The sequence below is a fragment of the uncultured Thiodictyon sp. genome (genome assembly GCA_903837595.1).
GTDB lineage: Bacteria > Pseudomonadota > Gammaproteobacteria > Chromatiales > Chromatiaceae > Thiodictyon.
This window is the reverse complement of sequence record CAILVI010000029.1, coordinates 11,667-34,581: the sequence shown is the minus strand read 5'-3', so window position 1 is coordinate 34,581 and position 22,915 is coordinate 11,667. Positions and strand designations below refer to the sequence as shown.

Below are 22,915 nucleotides of genomic sequence, written 5' to 3'. Positions count from 1 at the left end.
GCGGATTCATAGCAGGACCCGATCGCCCAGGCGCGCCGGCCAGGTGAATCTCAGCTTACGATTGGTGTCCTCGACGGTCATCTTCGTGAAGCTGTTGATGGCGGCATAGTTTCCCAAAAAGACGTCCAGGATGGAACCGAACAGGAACAGATCACCCTCGCCGATGAAACCCGCCAGGCGCAGTTGAATGTTGATCTCCTGACCACGCAACAGGTAGCCCTGCAAGAAGCGATCGGCAGCACGTAGATCCAGGCTGTCGATGGCCTCGATCCGCTTGGTGTTGGCGAGCACCGCCTCCCGATTACGGGTCTCCTGAAAGATATAGAGCTTGAGCATCGCGCGCAGATTCTCGGCCGCGGCGAGCGACTGATAGTTCAAAAAGACGTGCGAGAGCAGACGCCAGAGTACATTCTTGCCCAGTGGCGGCTGAACCTGGGCGGTCGGTGAGCTCAGGTTGGCGAAGTCCGCGAGGATCGGCGAGGACTCGGTCGGCATCCGGATGTCACCGGCCCGCAGTGTTTCAGGTAACGCGGCATTGCTGCACAGCGCCTCGATTGAGAGTGTTTCAGGTTTAGGTACGCCCTGCGCCCCGGGATCGGCGACGGACAAATACAGTTCGGCCTGGCCACCGATGGGTGCCAACCGGTGGTGGAGTGCGTAAACGGGTTTGGCTTCTGCCTGCGGATTAAAATGTTCAAAGGGCAGATAGTCCCGCTGACTCACCCCACCCTGGATGAAACCGGTCACCTTGGTGACCGAGTGAATCTGATAATGCCGGGGATTGGCGCCGCTCGGGCGCAGCAGATAGTCCGGCCGCCGGTGGTCGAGCAGCAGGGGGTCCGTATGATGGGGAAAGAGGTTCAGCGCCGGGGTGACGAAGAGCTGGAAGTGCTCGCGGCGCATCGGCGGTGCCGCGGCCGGGAGATTGGCGAATTCGAATTCCAGGCTGAAGCCGGTGCCGACCCCATGCTGTGACAGCGCCGCGAGCCCGGTCACATCAAAAAACAGAAATTTTTCCGGCAGCGCGAAATACTCCTGAAGGATGCGATAGCCGGGGAACGAACGGGTCGGATACGGCAGGAGCGCCTCCGTTTCCTTAAAGCCGACGGGGGTAAGGGCCGCCGTCCCCAGCGGGATGACGGTACCATCCGGGGCGATGAGCCGCAGATCCCGTACATGGGTCAGGATCAACCAATTGCGTTGGGACGCCTCGGTATAGACCCCGGCCAGATGCAGGCGCAGTGTCTTCAGTGGGCTGGCCCGCAGGTCCAGTCCACCCAATGACAGGTCGATCCGCAGCAGGCCATGACCGGCACCCGGCGCGGTAAAGACGACATTGGTAATGGTGATGGGTGAGAGTTCGACCTCCTGGCAGGTCGTGAAGGTGCAGCGCGTCCCCTGCGTTTCCAGTGAGTCGATGGCGGTGCCCTGCTTGACGATGCTGTACTGGCGCAGACTCGGCTTCGGGGTGAACTGGATCAGGGTCGCCGCTGGTATGTGGCTCAGGTAGTGCGGAAAAATCAGTTGGATGAGACCGTGCAGGATTTCGGGGAAATCGCTGTCCAGCTTTTCATTCAGCAGGCCGGCGAGGAACGCGGTGCCTTCCAGGATGCGCTCCACATCGGGATCGGCCGACTGACCGGCGAGCAGTGGGGCGAGGCCGGGGTGGACGGCGGCGAATTCCGCTGCCAATTGGCGCAGATGGGAGAGTTCCTGCTGATAGTATTTGTCGATCACCGCGGGTTACTCCAGGACCTCAATGCGTCCGTCGGCGTTGAGCACGGCCTCGAACACGACCGGGACCTTCTTGTCATTGACCTTGATACTGGCAGCCAACTTGAAGGCGATGACAAAGGGGCTGTCGGCCTTGGCCTGATGGGTCACCGTGACCTCGACCAGGCGTGGTTCGTATTTGGCGATGACCTTACCGAGGGTCTCCTCGATCTCCGGCAGGGTATCGCTGTCAAAGGTGCTGCCAATGCTGGTGAAGTCGGGGATGCCAAAGTCCGGGGCGATCGGTACGCTGCCCTGGCGCGTGTTCAGGATCTCCATGAGATGGCGCAGCACCGAGGCAATCGCCGCCTGAGGCTCGGATTCGCCCCGCCAGGAGGGGTCCAGTTCGATGGCGCGCAGCCGCTCGAGCAGTCGCTTTTCCTGCATCTTGACTCCCGCCGGTGATGACGCGGCCGGTGCGATCACGCCCCGCGGGCGCCTCGGTGGGGAGGCGCCCGGTCGGACCCGTCGCGCCCTCAGGCCTTCCAGTTATCTGTATACTCGATGTTCCCGTCGGTATAGGTCCAGGTGATCTTGGAATAGGTCCAGGACACCTCTTCCATGTCGTGATAAGGCTTGTCTTCAGGCAGGAAGGTCATCGGTGTGTATTCCCGCATGGTGACGATGATGGCCTCCTCCAGCTTGATGGTGAAATATTTCTCCTCGGTGCCATCGCTCTTGATGCGGTAGTAATCGATCTCCACCGTACATTGCTCACCGGTGCAACAGGTCTTGAACAACTTGGGCGAGGATTGGTCCTTGTGCTTGGTGAAGGTCAGTGGGTGGTGGATACGCTGTCCGGTCGGCAGACCGGTGTGCGTATCCTTTGGGATCTCGACCGTATGATCGCCGGCGTAAATCAGGATCTTGTCTTTCTTGTCGCCGCCCTGGGGGCAATCGCCTTTGATGTCACCCTGACTCTTGCCGGTGACCTTTGCATATGCCGTCAATGCCATGATAGTTGCCTCTTGCGCGTGATGATTGATGTCAGATCGCGGTGCCGGCTGCCCACTTTAGCAGCCGCCGCGAACCGCTACTGGCGACGCCCGTGGCTTCTGCACACCGTCCTGCTGCCCGATGCCGGCCGCCCGAGCGCGCGTGATCCGGCCGATCCGCGGCGCCTATTCCTTGTCCAGCTTGCCGACCAGCGACAGGGTGAAGCTGGCGCCCATGTACTTGAAATGCGGCCTGGCCTTGAGTGTGACCGAATACCAACCAGGGTCGCCGGCGACATCATTGACCTCGATCTGGGCCATGCGCAGCGGACGCTTGCTGCGGGTCTCCGGGTCCGGATTGTCCATCTCCGTCACATACTGGCTGATCCAGGTATTGAGTTCGCGCTCCAGGTCCCCACGCTCCTTCCAGGTACCGATGTTCTCACGCTGGATCACCTTGATATAGTGGGCGAGACGGTTCATCACCATCATATAGGGCAATTGCGTGGACAGCTTGAAATTCAACTCCGCGGCCTTGCCCTCCGGCGTATCCGGAAAGACCTTGGCCTTCTGCGCCGAGTTGGCGGAGAAAAAGGCCGCGTTGTCCGAGCCCTTACGCATGGTCAAGGCGATAAATCCCTCTTCCGCCAGCTCATATTCGCGACGCTCCGAGATGAGCACCTGGGTCGGAATCTTGGTTTGGGTTTGACCCATGGCCTCGAACTGATACAGCGGCAGGTCGCCCACCTCGCCGCCGCCCTGTGGACCGATGATGTTGGCGCACCAGCGATACTTCGCGAAACTGTCCGTCAGGCGCGAGGCAAAGGCGAAGGCGGTATTACCCCAGCAGAAATCGTCGTTGTCCTGCACCTCCTCGACAAAGGTGAAGGCCTTGGTCGGCAAGGTAGCGGGCGAATAGGGAAGACGCAGCAGGAACTTCGGCAGGGTCAGGCCGACATAGCGGGCATCCTCGGTCTCGCGGAATGAACGCCATTTCGTGTATTGCGGCATCTCGAAGATGGAATGAAGGTCTTTGAGATTGGGGAGTTGCTCCCACGTCTCGATGCCAAAGAACTCCTTGCCGGCCGCCGCAATGAAGGGGGCATGCGACATGGCGGAGACGGCGGCCACGTCTTTCAGGAGCTGGACGTCCTGGGGGCCGGGCCCGAAATCGTAATTCGCCACCATGGCACCGATCGGTTGACCGCCGAACTGTCCATATTCCGCCGTATAGACCTGACGATAGAGGCCGGATTTGACGATCTCGGGGGCGTCTTCGAAGTCCGACAGCAGTTCCTGCTTGGTGACGTTGATGAACTGGAGCTTGACATTCTGGCGGAAGTCAGTGCGGTCGACCAGGAACTTGAGTGAGCGCCAGGTGCTTTCGAGTTTCTGAAACTCCTGCTCATGAATCACCGCATTGACCTGGGCGGACAGCTTCTGGTCGATCTCACCGATCATGTCATCGACCAGTGCCCCCGAGATCTTGACGTCCGGGCGGCCGGACACCAATTCCTTCAGAAAGGCCTGCAGACCGGCCTTGGTCATGGCGTAACCCTCGTCCGAGGGCTTGAGCTTGGAGGCCTCGACGATTTCGTCAAGCAGGTCGCTGGTGGCGACCGCCGCTGCGGTGTCAGCCGGTTGGGCTTGGGTTTGTTCCTCGGCCATGGCGGTGGTTACCTTGCAAAATTTAACTTTAAGTTCCGGGGCGACCGGCGTCAGGTCTGGCGCCAACGCGCCGCACCGCTGCTTTCACACCGGCGGCGCTGGGTGGTCGTCAACCTTCAATACCGAGTTCGTGGAGCAGCTTGGCGCGAACTCCCTCGTCCTTGACCAAGTCCTGGACCTTCTTGCGGAAATCCGGGACATTGGCGAGTGGCCCCTTGAGCGCCTTGAGCGCCTCGCGCAGTTCCAGCAGCTTGGCCAGTTCCGGAATCTTCTGCGCCAGGGCGTCCGGCTCGAAGTCCTTCATGCTGCGGATGTCCAGATTCACTGCCATCTGGTCATCGTCCTTGCCGGAGAGCTTGTTGGGTACACTCAGGGTCAGATTCAGGCCCTGACCCTTGAGTACGTCATTGAAGGTATCCTTGTCGATGGCAACCGGGTCACGATCCTCCAGCATGCGATCATCGGTGCGTTGCGTGAAGTCGCCGAGAATGAGCAGTTTGAGCGGCAGCTCGACCTCTTCCTTGGCGTCGCCGGTGGCCGGCCGATAGACAATATTGACGCGCTCCTTGGGAGCGACTGAGCCTTCTTTCATCGTCAAATGACTCCTCTGTGCCGAGTGGGTGTGGGGTCAGATCGGGCGACCGTCCTGGTTCATGGCGGCAGATTCATGGCTGCCGAGGGTTGCATGAGGCCAATGTCCACGGCGAGGCGGCGGGCCTTGGCCAGGTCCTCGTCCGCGCCCCGACCGGCCAAGGCGTGGTGACAACCCAGCAGCAGTTCCAACGCCAGGTCCGGCTGCCAGGTCGTCAGCCCCCGCGACGCAATCTCAGCCAGCAGGTGCTCGGCCAGGGCGGCGGCGAGATCGAACCGTTGGGCACGGCCCAACAGACCCATTTGGGCATGGCGCAGCCGCAGTCGCGAGGCCCCGTCCGCGGCCGCGTGGATGGCCGCGGTGAGGTCGTCCAAGGCGCCGCCCTGGTCAGCGGCCGCGAAGCGCTCCTGCGCCCGTCCGATCGCCGTGGCGACTGGGTCGGCCGCCCCCTGGGTCCCATGTGCAGACTGCAGGTCGCCGATCCAAGACTGCGTCTGGGGGTCGGCGAAGGGGGTCCCGTCGGCGAAGGCCAGCCGGTCCACCCCGGGCAGCCGGACCAGCAGACTGCTCAACTCGGCACGGATCGCGGCGCGGGCTGCGGTGTAGTCCGCCCCCAGACCCTCCAGCGCCGTGTCGAGCAGTCGATGTAGATCGAACCAGAAAATGGCCCCGGTGAATTGCTCCTCGATCATCGTCGCCGCCTCCATGAAACGCCCCGCGTTCAATTGGGCCAGCAGCGCGGACTTGATGGCCTCATCCGGGGCCGGGATCAGGGTCTGACCGCCCTGGCTAGGCGGTACCTTCGCCACCCTGAGCCAGGCGCCGAGCCGGTTTGCCTTCCAAGTCCAGGGGTCGGCGAGTGCCTCGGCCCGGCTCAATTGGGCGAAGTTCAGGGCGGCGGCGGCCAATGCCGCGCGGGCCGTCTCGAGCGTCTCGCCCCGCGGTGCCGTTGGCCCGGACGGGCTGGTCGCGCCCGGCGCTGTCCCGGTTGGGACCGGGGCGGGCGGTGCTGTCGCGTGGGGTTGGTCTGGCGGGGGCGCCGGCGGGGGCACGGCCGGCGGCGGCTCGACTGGGAGGCCTTGCAGCTTGCCGATCAACTCCCGCAGTGACCCACAATCGGGTAGCAACGCCGCCATGGTCTGGTCCAGTGCACTGATACCCTCGGTCAGTGACTGGTGAAGTGCCGGGGGCAAGGGTGCCGCGGGGGGATTGCCCTGGAGCCAACCTGTGGTCTCGTCCCGCCACCAGTTCAGCGCGTTGACACGTCCGCGCAAGCGCTTCAGTGGCGGGAAGGCATCCGCCCAATAGGTCTCCAAGAGGTCGCGCAAGACCTGCAACCCCGCCGCTAGCCCCGCCAGCCCCTCCAGATGGGTCTGGCCGACCGCCAGATAGGTCGCCGCCTGCAGGTCCTTGGACCGGGTGGCCAGGATCCGCGCCGCCAGTTCAACGACGCGCGGCCAAACCACCGGCTCGGTCTGGGTGACGGAACTGAGCTTGCCGATCTCGGTCAGCAGATCGGCGTAATCCGTGTCGTAACGGGCGTCTTCCCCGGCCGGTGCAGGGCCAGGGACGGGGGTTTTCCCAAGGTGCGAAATATCCAATCGTCGACCTATCTGCCTGGGTGTAGGGGATCAGCGCCACGGGTATGGACGGCATTAAACCACAGGAATCTTTGGCTGTACTATGGCAACGTGCGTCCCAGATCGCCTTAATAGGTGCTGGTTTGCGGGATGCAAGGGCGTCGGGCGGCAACAGCGGCGAGCCCCGAGCGCCGGCGAGGCCCGCGTCTGGTCCCGGGCGATGGCTCCGCGGGGGCCTGGCCGCACCCCCGATGACTCCTGATGGACGCTTCATCAGCGTCCGTGCCCGTGGACTTGCCGGCGCGCCGCGTGGCCTCATATCGGCAGCAGCCGCCCGCCACTGCGGTCTCACCCCGTGCACATCACGCAGGTCGCGCCATGCCCCCACTGACGGAGAACACCTTCACCTTCGAGAGTATGGGCCTCGCCCCTGAGACCTTTGCGGTCGTGCGCTTCACCGGCGAAGAGGCCCTCTCGACCCTGTACCGTTTCGACCTCCTGTTGGCCGCGCAGCGGGCGGACCTCGACCTGGCCGCCGTCCTCCAGCAACCGGCCACCTTCACCATCAAAGGTCCATTGACCGGCGGCGCCGACCTCCCCTATCACGGCATCCTGGCGAACTTCGAGCAACTGCATCAGGCCGGCCAGTACTATTTTTACCGGGCCGAGTTACGACCGCGACTCTGGGGGCTCACCCTAACCCGCCACAATCAGGTCTTTCTCGATCAGACCATCGCCCAGGTCATGGCCCAGGTGCTGCATGACGGCGGGCTGGAACTGGGGTTGGACGTCGAATTGCGTCGCATGACCAAATATCCGGCCTGGGACTACGTCTGCCAGTATGGCGAATCACATCTCGCTTTCTTTTCCCGCTGGCTGGAGTGGGCCGGCGCCTATTATTGGTTCGAGCAAGGCGCCCAGGCCGAAAAGTTGATCGTCACCGACAACTTGATGGCCCATACACCGATGCCCGGCAAGGCGACCGTGCGCTATTCGCCCATCTCCGGTCTGGATGCGGCCGGCGCGGGTCAGATCGTGGCGGCGTTCAGCCTGCAGCAACGCCCGGTGCCGCACAACGTACTGCTCAAGGATTACAACTATATGAAGCCGCACCTTGACCTGCAGGCGCAGGCCGAGGTCCAGCAACAGGGGCGGGGCGAGGTCTATCTATATGCCGAGCACTTCCTCGACGCGGCGGTCGGGGCGCGCCTCGCGACGGTGCGCGCGGATGAGTTGCGGTGCCGGGAGCGAGTCGGCGAAGGGACCTCCCAGGTCCCCACCCTGAGCCCCGGTTACCTCTTTACCCTGGCGGGACATTTTCGCGACGACTTCAACCAGACCTACCTAACCACCAGCGTACGCCACGAGGGCCGCCAGCCCGGTTATCTGCATGGCGGCTTGGGTGTCCAAGACCCGGCAGAGGGTGATCGACTCTTCTACCGCAATACCTTCCAATGCATCCCCGCCGCCACCCAATTCCGGCCGGGCCGGGTAACGCCGCGCCCGCGTATCCACGGCACCATCCCGGCCCGGATCGATGCCGCGAGCTCCGGTCAATACCCGCAACTGGATCAATACGGACGCTACAAGGTCATCCTGCCCTTCGATCTGTCGGGCCGCGGCGGCGGCCAGGCCTCGGCTTGGCTGCGCATGGCCACCCCCTATGCCGGCAGCAATCATGGCATGAATTTCCCGCTCAACAAGGATACCGAGGTCGCACTGTCCTTCTTCGACGGCGATCCGGATCGCCCCTACATCCTCGCCGCCATGGTCAATCCCAGCACCCCGAGCGTGGTCAACGACCAATCCCAGACCCAATGCCGGATCACCACCGCCGGCCAGAACAGGCTCCATTTTTCGGACGAGCAGGGCAAGGAGTATATCCAACTCACCACGCCCAACGGCAATGTTGCGCTGAAAATCGGTTATCACGGTAGCGACGGTGCGGGTGGCGCCAATCAGGCGGGTGCGACGGCCGGTGCGGCAACGGGTTCCAGTTACCAGTCGAAAAATGCGATGTATCAGTCGCCGTTGGGTGGAAATGTGAGGGGCCAGCGGGTCCCATTTGCGGCCCCGACGCCCCTCGACACAGCGTCTCTCGCACTCACCCATGAAGGGTATGGCGGACGCCATCGTGCGCCTTTTGCGGGTGGCGTGATACCCAGGCCGCCATCGGCGACCCCGCCATCGGCGACCCCGCCATCGCCGTTTGGGGCGAACAATTCGACTTCGACTTATGTTCCGCCGCCGCCTGTACAGATTTCATGGCAGGGCACCGGGAGCTACGTGTTGGAGTGCGGAGGATTCGCCGAATCGATATTTGGCGACCAGACCACCACCGTGGTGGGCTCAACGAATACCTGGGTCGGCGGCTTGTATAGCACCGTGGTGGGCGGAGTGAATGCCACTTTGACCCTTGGTGCGAACACCCAATATACACTAGGCGGCGTGGTGGCCTTCAATGCGCCCGATAAACTCGAGTGCTCCGGCACCAAGAACTCATTCAGCAGCCTCGAAAACAAATTACATGGCGAGATAGCGGTCGTTGCGACTGCGGTAAGCAACGTAGAGGGTGAGGCGAACAAGATCAGTGGAATAAACACCAGACTCATGACCGCGGAACAGACGATCGCCGGGACCAGAACCGAGGTCACGGAGATGGCCGAGCATTTCAGAACAGAAGTGACTGAGTTGACAGAGACCATTAGCGAGACCTACGCGACGAAAGTGGCACTGACGGCGACTGAGGAAAAAGTCCGCGGGAAACTGTCTGAGGTTAGCAGCTCGGTGAATAAGGTCAGTGAAGAAGTGACGCGACTGCAGGGGGAAGTATCTGAAATCGACACGGCATGCAACAGGGTCGCCACTGAGGTCTCCGAAGTGGCGACCAATGTCAGCGTCATCTCCACCGTGATTGAAATGATGTGAGCCGGTGAGAGGCACCGAGCGATGACCCCGGGGCTTCGTGATGGCGAGGCGATCGGCAAACCGTGCCACGGCCATCCCGACTATTCTTTCACCATGAGGTTCATTGGCAATGTCTCAACAGACTGGTCCACTGTTCACCTTCGTCTCTGCCGGACTGGCCGCGGATACCTTCCAGGTCGTGCGCTTCACCGGCCTGGAGGCGCTCTCCACCCTCTACTGCTTCGAGATCCTGCTGATCTGCGGGCGCAGGGACATCGACCTCGATGCCGTGATCGAGCAGCCCGCCACCTTCACCATCAAGGCGGCCGGCCAACCGGCATTGCCCTATCACGGGATACTCTCCAATCTCGAGCAATGGCATGAGGCCGACCGCCATTACTTTTATCGCGCCGAGTTGCGACCGCGGCTCTGGTGGCTGACCCTGACCCGCCACAATCAGGTTTTCCTCAATCAGGCCCCCGCGCAGTTCCTCAGCCAGATCTTGCGTGACGGCGGCCTGGCACCGGGGCTGGACTTTGAGTTCCGCCGTACCAACGCCTACCCCGTCTGTGACTATGTGTGTCAATATGGCGAATCCGCGTTCGATTTCCTCTCCCGCTGGATGGAGTGGGGCGGCGCCTATTACTGGTTCGAGCAGAGCGAGCAAGCCGAGAAGATGATCGTTACCGACACCCGGATGGCCCACACCACTATGCCAGGAGCCAACGGGCTGCGCTATTCGCCCATCTCCGGCCTGGACGCCGTGGCGGGTCAGGTGGTGCAGGCATTGCGCATGCATGTGCGTCCAGTCCCACGCCAGGTCCGGCTCAAGGACTACAACTACATGAAACCCCACCTTGATCTACAGGGCCAGGCGGTGGTACAGGCGCGCGGTCGGGGCGAGGTCTATCTCTATGCCGAGCACTTCCTGGAGCAGGCGCAAGCCAATCGTTTGGCCACAGTCCGCGCGGAGGAGTTACGGTGCCGGCAACGCCTCTTCCAGGGAGAGTCCCAGGTCCCCACCCTGCGTCCTGGCTACACCTTCAGTCTGACCGGACATTTTCGTGACGACTTCAACCAGGACTACCTGACCACGTGGGTGAGCCACGAAGGCAGTCAGGCGCGCTATCTGCAAAGCGGCCTGGGCCTGCCAGGCGATGACCGCAACTCGCTGTTTTACCGTAATACCTTCCAGTGCATACCCGCCACCACCCAGTTCAGACCGCAGCGGCTGACCGCCTGGCCCCGTATTCACGGGACCATTCCCGCCCGTATCGATGCCGCCGGACTCGGTGACTACCCCGAACTGGATCAGTACGGACGCTACAAGGTCATCCTGCCCTTCGACCTGTCCGGGCGCGGCGACGGCAAGGCCTCGGCTTGGCTGCGTATGGCCACGCCCTATGCCGGCAGCAACCATGGAATGCATTTCCCGCTGACCAAGGATACCGAGGTTGCACTGTCCTTCTGTGATGGCGATCCGGACCGCCCGTTCATCCTCGCCGCCATGGTCAACCCCAGCACCCCGAGTGTCGTCAACGAGCAATCTCAGACCCAGTGCCGGATCACCACCAACGGCCGCAACACGCTGCATTTCTCAGACGAACCAGGCAGGCAGTACATTCATCTCACGACGCCGAGCGGCCAAGCCGCCCTGAAGATCGGCTATCACGGGGGCAGTGGTGCGAGTCCGGCAACCCCGACCACGAATGCGGCGAGTGGTGCAAGTGGCGCGACCTATGAACCGCACACCACGATGTATCAGGCAAATTTTGTAGTGACTCAGACTGGTCACGGTGCTGGTCACTATGCCCAGGTACCGACCGGGACGACCGCCCTGGGCCGCGGCTGCCAGCCTGACGCGACTGCGGCGGTAATGAATCGGCCATCCCGCTCACCGTTGGCGGTCAACAATGCCAGTGAGGGTGAGGGTGAGGATGACTCCAATATAGACATTTCCTGGAAGGCTGACGGCAAGTATTCGCTGGAGTGCGGCGCCAAGGCCGAGACGATCATGGGCGACGAATTCACCAGCATCCTAGGCGGTTCGGAAGAGGTCATCCTCGGATTCGATAATGCGACGGTGATGGGCTTGAAGACCGACCTGGTAGCGGGGGGCTTGGTCGAATATAACTTCCCCTCCAAGTGGGAGTGGTCTCCGTTAAAACATGAAATAAGTGAGGTCGAAACCAAATTAAAGACGCAGGTCACCGCGGTGGCCGCGGACGTCACCAAGTTGACCGGAAGGGTCACGACGGCAGAAACCGAGGTCGCCAAGATCACAGGCATCGAAACCAGGGTCACCACCGCGGAACAGGCCATCACTGATAACAAAGATGCGATCACCGCGACGGTGACTAAGATCCAGACTGAGGTCAATGACCTGACAGTCAGCATTAGCCAGACCTACGCGACGAAAACGCAACTGGCGGCGACTGAGGACAGGGTCAGCGCGGACCTGACTGAGGTTCGGGGCGCGGTGAGTCAGGTCAGTGGCGACGTGACGAAACTGCGGGCGGACGTATCGCAAATCGACGCGGCATGCAGCAGGGTCGCCACGGAGGTCGCCGAAGTGGCCACCAATGTAAGCGTCATCTCCGCCGTGATTGAAATGATGTGAGGCGGCGGTCGCTACTGAACGCATGCGCGGACGGGGGGCCGGTGCCAGAATTGATAGGCATCGCGTTTTGTGATGTGATGAGCGGGTAACCCCTGAGGGTAGTCGCCGCTGGCGAACGCGCAGCGGCGCAACCCGTCGGCACAGCTTGCACCGAGGTTTATCGAAAATGGCAGCAGACTCAGGCCCACTGTTCAAATTCGTCTCCACCGCACTGGACCCGGACACCTTCCAGGTCGTTCGCTTTACCGGCGTGGAGGGATTATCGACCCTGTATCGGTTCGAGGTCCTGCTGGTGTCCCCGCAAGACTCACTGGACCTGGAGTTGGTGCTGGCCAGTCCGGCCACCTTCAGCATCCAGACGGATGACAGCAGGCAAGCGGCCCCCTATCACGGTATCATCGAACAGTTCCAACAGTTGCAGAAGGTCGATGACCAGGTCGTCTACCGGGCGGTGCTCGTTCCCAAACTGTGGCGCTTGACCCAGACCCGCCACAACCAGATCTTTCTGGACCAGACGCCTCAGGAAATCATCGAGGCCTGTCTGCAGGACGGCGGCTTGTCCCCAACCGACTATGAGGTCCGGATCCAGACGCCGGGGCGACGCTGGAACTATGCCTGCCAGTACAATGAATCGCACTTCCAGTTCTTTTCGCACTGGGCCGAACGCTACGGCTATTACTATTACTTCGACCAAAGCGGCACCGCGGAGAAGCTGATCTTTACCGATACGCTCATGTCCCACGAACGGCTCGCGCAGTGCCCGACCCTGGGGTTTGCCCCGACCAGCGGTCTGGATGCCATGACCAGGCAGCAGGTGGTCAGGGACTTTAATCTCACACTCAATCCGCTGGCGCACAAGATCAAACTCAAGAACTACTATTACGAACGGCCCGATCTCGACCTGGAGGCTGAGGCGATTATCTCCGCCACCGGGGTGGGTGACATCTATACCTATGGCGAAAGTTTTCCGACCCGGGACGAGGGGCAACGGCTCGCGGCTATCCGGGCGCAGGAACACCTCTGCCGGCACCAACTGTTCGATGCCGGCAGTCAGGTCCCCTTTATCACGCCAGGCTATCGCTTCAGCCTGCGCGAGCACTATCGACCCGATTTCAACGGCGACTATCTGATCATCGGCGTCAGCCATGAGGGGGGACAGGAAGGCTATCTGACCAGCGGGCTGGGGACTCGCCTCGCGGGCGCCGGCGAACGCCCCGCCTATCGCAATCGTTTCACCTGTATTGCGGCCGAGGTACAGTATCGTGCACCCCGCGAAACTGAACGACAGCGGATCCACGGCACCCTCTCGGCCAAGGTCGACGCGGCCGGTTCCGGGAAATATGCCGAACTGGATGCAGAGGGGCGCTACAAGGTCATTCTGCCATTCGACCTGTCCGGCAAGGGACAGGGCAAGGCCTCCGCCTGGCTGCGCAAGGCCGGGCTCTATGCCGGCGCCGATCATGGCATCCATTTCCCGCTGCACAAGGGGACCGAGGTGGCATTGGCATTCCACGATGGCGACCCCAACCGCCCCTATATCCTCGCCGCCATCCCCAATCCCAGCACGCCGAACGTTGTCAACGCGCAATCCCAGACCCAGTGCCGGATCACCACCGCCGGGCAGAATCAGCTGCACTTCGAGGATCTCGAGGGGCAGCAGTCTATCCATCTCTCAACCCCGACCGGCAATAGCTTCCTGCGGCTTGGTTTCGGCGGCGAGGCAGGGGGCGGTGGCAGCGGCGGGGATGGGTCCGGCGACGGTAGCCCGGGTAATACAGGTAATGCGGCTGGCAGCGGAGCGAATGGTGCGAGCTATGAGCCGCACAATACGATGTATCAGGCGAACTACGTGGTGAGGGATACCGGCAAGGCGGCCGGTCGATTCATGGCGGCGCCACCCCGGACGACGCCTGCATCTGGCGGGTGCCACGGGACTCGTGGCCGGCCCGCCGCGCAGCTCCAGGTGATCGGCGCAATCGCTTCGACGGCCCCCGCCGGTGCCCTCATGTCCCAGTCGCCGTATGGGGTCAATCAGTCGTCCTTTTTTTCTCAGGACGGGATCGTACTGAATACCGACAAACGCTTTAGTGTCAAAGCAGGCATACAGAATTCAACGATTCTCGGCGAAAACGGCGCATTTGTCGGTGGGAATGACAATAAGTTTGTGGCAGGCCTCCGCACGGACAGCACGATCGGCCCTAGACTTAACATACAGGTGGGCGCAGTAAAGAACCTGAGCTTTTCCAAGTTGTCACTGACAACGGACCAGACAAGGGCCGCCGCGAGCACCAAGAAGTTAAATGGAACAATCGATCGATTGACTGCACAGTTAACAGACGTAGAGGGTGAGGTGAACAGGATCAACGAGATAGAAACCTGTGTCACAACGGCGCAACAGAGGATCACTGAGACCCAAAGCGAGGTCAGCGCGACCGCCACTAAGATCCGTTCTGAAATCAACAATCTGGCAGTGGACGTTAACCAGACCTACGCGACGAAAGTGCAACTGACAACCAGCAAACAGGAGATCGACGCAAGCGTGACACAGGTCCAGGCGGAGGTTAGTCAGGTCAGTGGCGATGTGACGCGGCTGCAGGCAACCGTCGCAGACATCAACACCGAATGCAGCAGGGTCGCCACAGAGGTCGCCGAAGTGGCTACCAATGTTAGCGTCATCTCCGCTGTGATTGAAATGATGTGAGGCGGCGGTCGGCGCCGGACGGGGCGAACGGTAAACCTTGCCACCGCTAACTGGAATAATTTAGTGAACATCTTGTCTCCACCCTGGCCAGCGCGAATTAAGTCATTGCCAGAGCGATTATGCTCAGGTGATGGGGTGGCCGCACCGCGAGGCCGCCGCCATGCTGACGGTCGGCGAGTCTCGCTACCTCGCACCCTTGCGTTCTTTCACCACCGGGTCCACTAGAAATGGCACAAGAGCTAAGCCCACTGTTCACATTCGTCTGCGCCGACTTGCCGGCCGATGCCTTCAAGGTGGTGCGATTCAATGGGGTTGAGGGGTTGTCGACCCTGTACCGGTTCGAGATCCTACTGGTCTGCGCGGACGACTCACTGGACCTGGAAGCGGTGCTGGCCAGTCCGGCGACCCTCACCATCCGGGCGCAGCCGGGCGGGCCGGCGTCCACCTACCATGGCATCCTTGAAAACCTTGAACAGTTGCACAAGGTCGGCGACTACGTCTCTTACCATGCCGTGCTGGTCCCCCGACTGTGGCTCCTGACCCGGACCCGGCACAACCTGATCTTTCAGGACCAGACACCGCGGCAGATCATCGAGTCCTGTCTGCGCGACGGCGGTCTCTTGACCACCGACTATGAGGCCCGAATCCAGAGCCAGGGGACGCCCTGGCCCTATGCCTGTCTATACAACGAATCGCACTTCCACTTCTTTTCTCACTGGGCCGAGCGCTACGGTTATTACTATTATTTCGATCAGAGTGGTGCCGCGGAAAAGTTGATCTTCACCGATACCTTCATGTCGCACGAACCGCTCGCGGACTGCCCCATCCTGGACTTCGCCTCGACCAGCGGTCTGGATGGCACGGCCCGGCAACACCTCGTGCGGGACTTCAAACTGAAGCTGAATCCGCTGCAGCACAACATCAAGCTCAAGAACTACCATTATGAACAGCCTGATCTCGACCTGCAGGTCGAGGAACTCATCTCCCCGACCGGGGTGGGTGAGCTCTATACCTATGGCGAAAATTTCTCGACACGCGTCGAGGGGCAGTTGCTGGCGCGCATCCGCGCGCAGGAACAACTTTGTCAACACCGGCTGTTCACTGCCGGCAGCGAGGTGGCGCCCATCAGCCCCGGCTATCAGTTCACCCTGCGCGGGCACTATCGGCCGGATTTCAATTGCAGCTATCTGATCACCGGCGTCAGCCATGAGGGTGGTCAGGAAGGCTATCTGATCAGCCGATTGGGGATCAAACTGCAGGACGCCGCCGCAGCGCCAGGTTATCGCAACCGATTCACCTGTATTCCGGCCACGGTGCAGTTCCGGCCCCCGCGGCAGACCGAGCCATCGCGCATTCATGGCACCATCTCCGGCAAGGTCGACGCGGCCGGTTCCGGGCAGTATGCCGAACTGGATGCACAGGGCCGCTATAAGGTTATCATGCCCTTCGATCTGTCCGGGAAGGGCCAGGGCAAGGCCTCGACCTGGCTGCGCAAGGCCGGGCTCTATGCCGGCGCTGACCATGGCATTCACTTCCCGCTGCACAAGGGTGCCGAGGTCGCACTCTCATTCCACGACGGCGATCCCAACCGTCCCTATATCCTGCTTGCCCTGCCCAATCCGCAGACCCCGAACGTGGTCAATGAACAGTCCTCGACCCAGTGCCGCATCATCACTGCCGGGCAGAATCAACTCCAATTCGAAGACCAAGCGGGGAAGGAGTACGTCCATCTCGCCACACCGCACGGCAACACCTATATACGCCTGGGGTTCAGCGACGGTGCCGCGGATGGCGGCGGTAGCGGTGCCCCGTCCCCGGGCACGCCAAATCAATCGCCAGGCCGTGGCGCCAATGCTGCAACCTATGAGCCGCAAAATACCATGTACCAGGCCAATTATGTCGCGAAGGATACCGGCAAGGATGCCGGGCGATTGATCCCGGTGCCCGCCGGGTCCGCCCCTACGCCGCGCGCCCGCCGGAGAAAGCGTGGCAGGCCGGTTAGCGATTGCGTGGCGGCCGGCACAAAGGGTTCCGCCAACCAGCCCCTTGACCCTCAGTACCAGTGGCAGTGTGGAGTCAATCAGGCTGGGTTTTACGATGAAGCGGGCATCGTGTTTCGGACAGATAAGCGCCTGAGTATCAAAGCAGGCAACCAGAATTCGGTCATCCTGGGCGAAAACGGGCTGATGGTGGTGGGCGCAAACAGTGGCGTTTTTGCAGGCGCAAACACGGCATGGACCTTCTTGGATGACAATAAGATAGTGATGGGCGCCCGAACGGACATGACCACAGGTCCCAGATTAAATATGCAGGTCGGGCCATTGAAGGCGATAAATTCTTCTGTAGATAAAGTGGCGGTAAAGATCACCGCGTTAACCGGTTCGCATAATGCAGTGATTGGTGATAGCGTAAGGTTGGTCGCCCAAATCAAGCTGCTCGCTGACGAGGTCGCGAATATCGCGAACTCGCATACGACTCTTGTGGCCAATGTGCAGACGGCGGTACAGCAGTCCAACGCTCTCGCGGCATACACGAACGTGGTCGCGAGTGCGACGAATACAGTTGCCGACCAGGCGAACCAAGTGGCCGGCAACACCACGGCTATCGGAAATAGCCTGACTCAAGTGAGTAACGCAGTTAACACGATTGCCGCAAATTCAAACCTGATTGCCACCAACTCAACTGCTATTGGTACCGAGTGCAGCAATCTGTTTGCCATCCAGACACTCACTTAGTTAATGCTCGTTTCGACGGCCGACCAGTGATACTCTGGTGAGTGCGTAAGCAGGTATACTGGAAATAACTCGGGCGCGATCCCCAGGGGTAACTGTCGTCTGGGTCAGCGCGAACGCTGACACCTTTCAGGTGGTCCGCCGCACTGGTCTGGAGGGGCTGTGGACCCTGGGCCGGTGCTGGCGCTGTTGGTCTGCGCGAACGCCTCTATGGGGCTCGCGCGGGTTTCAAAGTGGGTCAGCAGGTGGTGCCTGTTATTGAGCGTGGCCCAGGGTGAGGTGGAGCAGATGACGGAGTGCTTAATAAACCGGGGGGGAGGTCAGCCGCTGGTCGGCCGCCGTCGGCGAACGCTTTGGTACGACTGGCATTGTAACCGACGTGTTGGCGGTTGTCTGGGACTCGTTGCTGGCCCCGTATGTGATGAGAATAGGTACTGGTCTTTCGGTCTTTGGACCCAAATGGGGTGGACACATCGGTGAAGATCTTCAAACAGAAACAGCAGTCCATCATCCCCCGTCCATTCGCCCTGCAGGGCCGTGACCGGATGGCGATCGGGGTCCTGGTCTTTTTCGACCTGAACGACCCGGACCATCCGCTCTCCGAGCAGGACCTGTGGAAGGCGGTCCCGGGTGAACTCGGCAAGCAGGGTTCGCTCGACCAAGGGCTGCCCAAGCCCAGGGGAGAGGTCCTGGTCTTCGGCTCGGGCTTCGCACCGCGCGGGACGACGCGCACGGCGTCGCGGGTGTCGATCGAGGTTGGCCCCATCAAAAAGTCGCTCGATGTCTTCGGCGACCGCTTTTGGGAGGCCGGGCGGATCACCGACCCGCTGCCGTTCAAGGAGATGCCGCTCACCTGGGATCGTGCCTTCGGTGGCCCCGACTTTGCCCCGAACCCGCTTGGCAAGGGCGTCAAACCGGTGCCCGGTCCGGGCGGGCACGAGTTCCACCCGCTGCCGAACCTGGAACTGCCCGGCCGGACTATCGGCTCACCGACGGATCGGCCGGAACCGGCCGGCCTCGGCCCACTCGACCTGATGTGGCCGCAGCGCTTCAAGAAAAACGGGACCTATGACAAGCGCTGGAAGCGGGAACGCTGGCCCTGGTTTCCGGACGATATGAATTGGGAGTTTTTCAATCTGGCCGCTGAGGATCAGTATGCCCAGGGATTCTTCCAGGGCGGTGAGCGTTGTGTAGTCACCGGGATGCATCCGGACCTGCCGGTGATCGAGACCACGCTGCCACGCATCCGCATGCGGGTCTTTGTGACGTTGAACGGGGAATACCGGCCACATTGCTTTCCCACCGGCCCGCTGCCGTCCAACCAGTTGCGCCCGACCGACGAATTCAGGGAGGTCAGCACCCGCCTGGAGACGGTCTGGTTCTTCCCGACCATCCAGCGCGGATTGGTCTTGTTTCGGGGGGTCACTGACATCAAGGACGACGAGATGGCGGACGTGTTGCGAATCCTGGTTCGTCCCGAACCGCTGGACAGCACACCCCAGACCATCGAGTTTTACCGCGAGCTGCAGATACGGGAACTCGACCGGGGCGTGAACATCGACCCGGCGCCCCTTCAGCGCGCGCAGGAGATGATCAAGGACGCCAAACGGCGGATCGGCAATATCCCGAAGCAGATCGACGACATCCGCAAGTCGAGCATGGGGCAGAAGCCCACCATGCCGCTGCCCGACCCGGCAGAGGAGGCGGTCAAGTACCATCGGATGCTGGACAAGAGCCTGGCCCTGGTGGACCGCATGGAGGCCGAAAAGCTCGCGATCGAACAGAAGGTCGGCGTCAAGGCCCCCATCGACAAGGCCATCTTTACCCATTTCCGCCAGAAGATCGCCGAGCTCAAGACCACCCTTGACAGCACCACGACCAAGCTCGCGGCGGCCAAGGACGAGATCATCGCGGCCCACGACCAGGGGCTCAAGCAGGCGACCGACCACTTCAAGACCCTGTCCCCTGAGATCCAGGCCAAAAGCGGGCTGGACCTCAACCAACCCTTCAAGCCCATCTATCCATTCACGAGTGGGTTTGGCCCCTGGCACGAAACCGGTCATGCCTTTGTGGTGCGCTGCCGCAAGGACCTGGAGTTGGACGAGGGCACCCAGGCGGAGTTGGAGCGGCTCGGTATCCAGTCCCAGACGCAGCGCCGACATTGGCTGGGGATCGCCGCCCAGGCGCGGTCTTGGCCGGGCCCGGAGTTCGGGCTGGCGGCGGGTCAGACCGTCGATCTGCCCGTCGGCCTGGTGCTGCCCCGGTTCGAGGGGCCGCGGCTCAACCGGATCCTGGTCCGGCCCAAGGGGCCGGACGGGACCTATTCGCTGCCGCTCCGAGAGAAATTGGCCGAGGGGTCGGACGCGTCCGCGCTCTTCATCGAGAGCGCCTCGTTGATCGACCTGCCGGGGCTGCCGGCGGCGGCCGGCGCCCCGGTGGTGGTGGTCGCCACCGAGTTGGAGGCACTCTATGCCGAACAGGAGGCCGGTGATTTCTGCTCGGTGCTCGCGGCCGAGTCGGCGGCGGTCAAACGCTGCGAAGACGCCGACAAGGCACTGAAGGCGGCGCCGCTGATCCTGGTGGCCCTGCCGGAGAAATACGCCGGCTCCGCGTCACTGACCAAGGGCCTGTTGGCCTGGCAGGCGGCCTTCCCGCAGGCCGCGCCGCTGGAAATGGTCACTGGCGCTACCCTCTTTGAAAGCCGGACCCAAGAGCCGGTGCGGGACTGGATCGTGCGTCACCTGCCCAAAGAGATGGCGGCGGTCCATGACACCGGAATCACCCTGCCCGAGCCGGGCAAGCACCTGAGCCCGGATTTCATGAAGGGGTTCAAGCTGGAGTTCCCGAACCTCAAGGCGATCATCCCGGGTGTCATCGCACAGCTGCGCGCGTTCCACTTGGCCAAGTTCGACGACGTGACGGCGAAACGCGACGAGGTCATGGCACAGGCACGGGAGCAGTTGATCAAGTACGGTCAGGACCCGGCCATCCTCGACCGGAAGCCGTCAGAAGGGCCGGTGGACTTCGCGGGTAAGGGCAAAGACATGGCAGAGCAGATCCGCCAACAGATGGCGAAGCTGAAACAGGCCGGGCACTTGAGCGCCGCGGACGAGACCAAAATGACCGATGCCGCCGACTGGGCGGAGCGCTTCAGCGCCGAGTCGCAGGTGAAATGGGATACCGGCATGAAGCTGTTGGCCGAAAAGAAGGCAGAGCTGGAGGATGGCATCGCCAAGGTCAGAAACCACGAGGTCCCGGCGGCGATGAAGGCCAAGTTCGCAGAGGCGGGCATTGATCTCGACAAGATCCGCCCACTCACCCGCGAGCAGGTCATCGCGCTGCGCGACCAGGGGCAATCGCCGGACGGCGCCGACCTGACCGGAATAGACCTGTCTGAACTCGACCTGCATGGGCTCAACTTCACCGGCTGCAAGCTCACGCGCACGGCGTTGCGCAAGGCCAACCTGGACGGTGCCATCTTCACCAAGGTGATGGGCGCGGGGGCCGACTTCAGCGAGGCTTCAATGGTCGGTGCCGTGCTGGACAATGCGATGTTCCAGGGAGCCAAGTTCACCAAGGCGAAGCTGCAGGGGGCAAGCTTCAACATGACCATGGCCAACAAGGCCGATTTCAGCCAGGCGGATCTGCGTAATACCAAGGTCCATATGGCCATGTTCAAGGAGATCAAGATGAACGGTGCTGATTTGCGCGGCGCCAGCCTGGAACTGACGATGCTAGGCGGCGAGGCCTCACAGACCGATTTCAACGGGGTGCGGATGAAACAGGTCCTGGCCGCCAAGATGAACCTTGATGGAGCCAGGTTCACCAATGCGACCCTGTTTAGGACCCTGTTCCAGGAGACCAAGGGGCAAGGGGTCCAGTTTAGCGATGCGGACCTGCGCCAGTTCCGCATCGCCAAGGACTCTGAATTGCCCGGCGCGGATTTCTCGCGTGCTGACCTGCGTGGTGCTGGGCTGCGCCAGTCTAATTTGACCGGCGCCAATTTCACCCGCTCCCGGCTCGATACCGCGGTCATCGACAACTGTTTCATGCCACAGGCCAAACTCTACAAGGCCAGCGCCAAGGGAACGCGGCTGCGCAATACCAACCTCGAGGGTGCGGACCTGCGTTTCATCAATCTGTTTACTGGTTCCGTGGGTAAGACCCGGCTGGTAAAGGCCGACCTGCGGGGCGCCCATCTGTATTGCGCAGATATGTTCAAGGTGGTCATGGGTGAGACGCGACTGGAGGGGACCGTGCTGACGGGGACCCTGCTTGAGGGACGGGAGGGACTGATCGATGGTAAAGCTTGACCGCGAACAGCTACTGGCGGCCCTGGCCGAGGGTCGGCAGATCGAGCAGGCCGACCTGTCCGGGGTGGACTTGGGTGGGACCGATCTCGGCGGCGGGCGCTTCCGTCAGTGCTCATTCGTCGGCGCCAACCTCTCCGGTGCCGGATTTGCGAAGTCGTTTTTGGACAAATGCGATTTCTCTCGGGCCTCCTTCGCCGGGTCAACTCTCGAGGAGGGGATGTTTCGTCATCTCACCTTTGTGGGGGCGAACTTCTCGGGCGCGCGACTACATCGCTGCATGCTCCAGCATTCGGACTTCTCGGGTGCCGACTTCCGCCAGGGCACCATCAGTTGGTGCATGGGTCAGCATACCAATTTCACCGGTGCGGACCTGCGCGGGGCGATCTTCGAGAAGGCCATTATGAACGAGGCCTGTTTTGCCAGTGCGAATCTCGAGGATGCGCGACTGACCCGTGCGACCTTTATGAAGGCTAACTTACAGGGTGTTTCATTCAAACGTGCCCACATGTTCAAGTGTGTTCTGCGCGAGGCCAACCTGATCGAGCAGGACTTTTCCGGGGTGACTTTGGCGATCGTCCAGTTCGATGGGGCCATCCTGCAACGGGCCAATTTCGCGGGTTCTCACCTCAGCATGTCCAATTTCTCCGGTGCCGACCTGACCCAGGCCGATTGCACCGGGATCACCGCCGAGAATTGCATGTTCATGGGGGCCATCCTCCATGAAACCCGCTTCGCCAAGGCCAATCTCGTCCAGTCCATCTTCAGCGGCTGCAATGCCGCGCTGGCCGATTTCAGCGGGGCGCAGATGGTCCATGCGATCTTCAAGGAGGGCATCTGCCGGGGAACAAAATTCTGCGGGGCCGATCTGAGCCACGCGGATTTCTCTAAGGCCGATCTGACCATGGCCGATTTCTCGCGGACCCAGCTGTATCGGGCCAAGCTGCACCAGACTATCGAGCAGGATACGCGCTTCACCGGCGCGCTCATGGTGATGCTGCAACGCACCAACGATGACTTTCGCCGGGCAGAGGATTGGGAGCCGCCGCCGGACTAACAACAGATGCTCCGCTGGGAGCGGCCGCCCGCGAGGGCCG

General features: G+C 61.8%; 12 protein-coding genes. 6 read left to right on the top strand and 6 right to left on the bottom strand.

Annotated elements, in window-relative coordinates; genetic code table 11:
• Nucleotides 1-6: 6 nt before the first annotated feature.
• The 6 genes from tssF to tssA form a co-directional block, all read right to left on the bottom strand.
• Entirely contained in the window at nucleotides 7-1,737 is a 1,731-nt protein-coding gene (tssF, locus tag QZY44_RS01815) for a type VI secretion system baseplate subunit TssF (RefSeq protein WP_295441445.1), read from the bottom strand.
• Nucleotides 1,738-1,743: 6 nt separating this feature from the next.
• The gene (gene tssE, locus QZY44_RS01810) at nucleotides 1,744-2,160 is read right to left on the bottom strand and encodes a type VI secretion system baseplate subunit TssE (protein WP_295441443.1); all 417 of its coding nucleotides are present in this window, start codon (nucleotides 2,158-2,160) and stop codon (nucleotides 1,744-1,746) included.
• Between the two features lie 89 nt (nucleotides 2,161-2,249).
• Nucleotides 2,250-2,729, bottom strand: coding sequence for a type VI secretion system tube protein TssD (gene tssD, locus QZY44_RS01805; protein WP_295441439.1), 480 nt, complete (start codon nucleotides 2,727-2,729; stop codon nucleotides 2,250-2,252).
• Between the two features lie 165 nt (nucleotides 2,730-2,894).
• Nucleotides 2,895-4,376 carry a type VI secretion system contractile sheath large subunit gene (tssC, locus tag QZY44_RS01800; protein WP_295441436.1) on the bottom strand — a complete coding sequence of 494 codons (1,482 nt, stop codon included), beginning with the start codon at nucleotides 4,374-4,376 and terminating at the stop codon, nucleotides 2,895-2,897.
• Between the two features lie 109 nt (nucleotides 4,377-4,485).
• Entirely contained in the window at nucleotides 4,486-4,968 is a 483-nt protein-coding gene (tssB, locus tag QZY44_RS01795) for a type VI secretion system contractile sheath small subunit (RefSeq protein ID WP_295441433.1), read from the bottom strand.
• A gap of 59 nt (nucleotides 4,969-5,027) precedes the next feature.
• Nucleotides 5,028-6,569: a type VI secretion system protein TssA gene (gene tssA / locus QZY44_RS01790; protein WP_295441431.1), complete on the bottom strand. Its 1,542-nt coding sequence runs from the start codon at nucleotides 6,567-6,569 to the stop codon at nucleotides 5,028-5,030.
• A gap of 357 nt (nucleotides 6,570-6,926) precedes the next feature.
• Between tssA and tssI (QZY44_RS01785) the strand changes: the two genes are divergently transcribed.
• The 6 genes from tssI (QZY44_RS01785) to QZY44_RS01760 all read left to right on the top strand — a co-directional run bounded on the left by tssI (QZY44_RS01785) (nucleotide 6,927) and on the right by QZY44_RS01760 (nucleotide 22,875).
• On the top strand, nucleotides 6,927-9,476 hold the full coding sequence (tssI, locus tag QZY44_RS01785; protein ID WP_295441428.1) for a type VI secretion system tip protein TssI/VgrG: 2,550 nt from the start codon (nucleotides 6,927-6,929) through the stop codon (nucleotides 9,474-9,476).
• 109 nt (nucleotides 9,477-9,585) lie between these two features.
• Complete coding sequence (gene tssI / locus QZY44_RS01780; RefSeq protein ID WP_295441426.1) at nucleotides 9,586-12,075, top strand: type VI secretion system tip protein TssI/VgrG; 2,490 nt, start codon at nucleotides 9,586-9,588, stop codon at nucleotides 12,073-12,075.
• Nucleotides 12,076-12,241: 166 nt separating this feature from the next.
• Complete coding sequence (gene tssI, locus QZY44_RS01775) at nucleotides 12,242-14,776, top strand: type VI secretion system tip protein TssI/VgrG (RefSeq protein ID WP_295441425.1); 2,535 nt, start codon at nucleotides 12,242-12,244, stop codon at nucleotides 14,774-14,776.
• A 227-nt stretch (nucleotides 14,777-15,003) separates the two neighbouring features.
• Nucleotides 15,004-17,511 carry a type VI secretion system tip protein TssI/VgrG gene (gene tssI, locus QZY44_RS01770; RefSeq protein ID WP_295441422.1) on the top strand — a complete coding sequence of 836 codons (2,508 nt, stop codon included), beginning with the start codon at nucleotides 15,004-15,006 and terminating at the stop codon, nucleotides 17,509-17,511.
• Between the two features lie 473 nt (nucleotides 17,512-17,984).
• Entirely contained in the window at nucleotides 17,985-21,821 is a 3,837-nt protein-coding gene (locus QZY44_RS01765) for a DUF2169 domain-containing protein (protein WP_295441420.1), read from the top strand.
• Nucleotides 21,808-22,875 carry a pentapeptide repeat-containing protein gene (locus QZY44_RS01760; RefSeq protein WP_295441418.1) on the top strand — a complete coding sequence of 356 codons (1,068 nt, stop codon included), beginning with the start codon at nucleotides 21,808-21,810 and terminating at the stop codon, nucleotides 22,873-22,875. Before QZY44_RS01765 ends, QZY44_RS01760 begins: the two co-directional genes overlap by 14 nt.
• Nucleotides 22,876-22,915 lie beyond the last annotated feature (40 nt).

Coding starts and splice junctions, on each gene's coding strand:
- tssB (WP_295441433.1), bottom strand. CDS start 4,968: ATGAAAGAAGGCTCAGTCGCTCCCAAGGAGCGCGTCAATATTGTCTAT.
- tssI (WP_295441425.1), top strand. CDS start 12,242: ATGGCAGCAGACTCAGGCCCACTGTTCAAATTCGTCTCCACCGCACTG.
- tssD (WP_295441439.1), bottom strand. CDS start 2,729: ATGGCATTGACGGCATATGCAAAGGTCACCGGCAAGAGTCAGGGTGAC.
- tssI (WP_295441422.1), top strand. CDS start 15,004: ATGGCACAAGAGCTAAGCCCACTGTTCACATTCGTCTGCGCCGACTTG.
- QZY44_RS01760 (WP_295441418.1), top strand. CDS start 21,808: ATGGTAAAGCTTGACCGCGAACAGCTACTGGCGGCCCTGGCCGAGGGT.
- tssC (WP_295441436.1), bottom strand. CDS start 4,376: ATGGCCGAGGAACAAACCCAAGCCCAACCGGCTGACACCGCAGCGGCG.
- tssI (WP_295441426.1), top strand. CDS start 9,586: ATGTCTCAACAGACTGGTCCACTGTTCACCTTCGTCTCTGCCGGACTG.
- tssI (WP_295441428.1), top strand. CDS start 6,927: ATGCCCCCACTGACGGAGAACACCTTCACCTTCGAGAGTATGGGCCTC.
- tssE (WP_295441443.1), bottom strand. CDS start 2,160: ATGCAGGAAAAGCGACTGCTCGAGCGGCTGCGCGCCATCGAACTGGAC.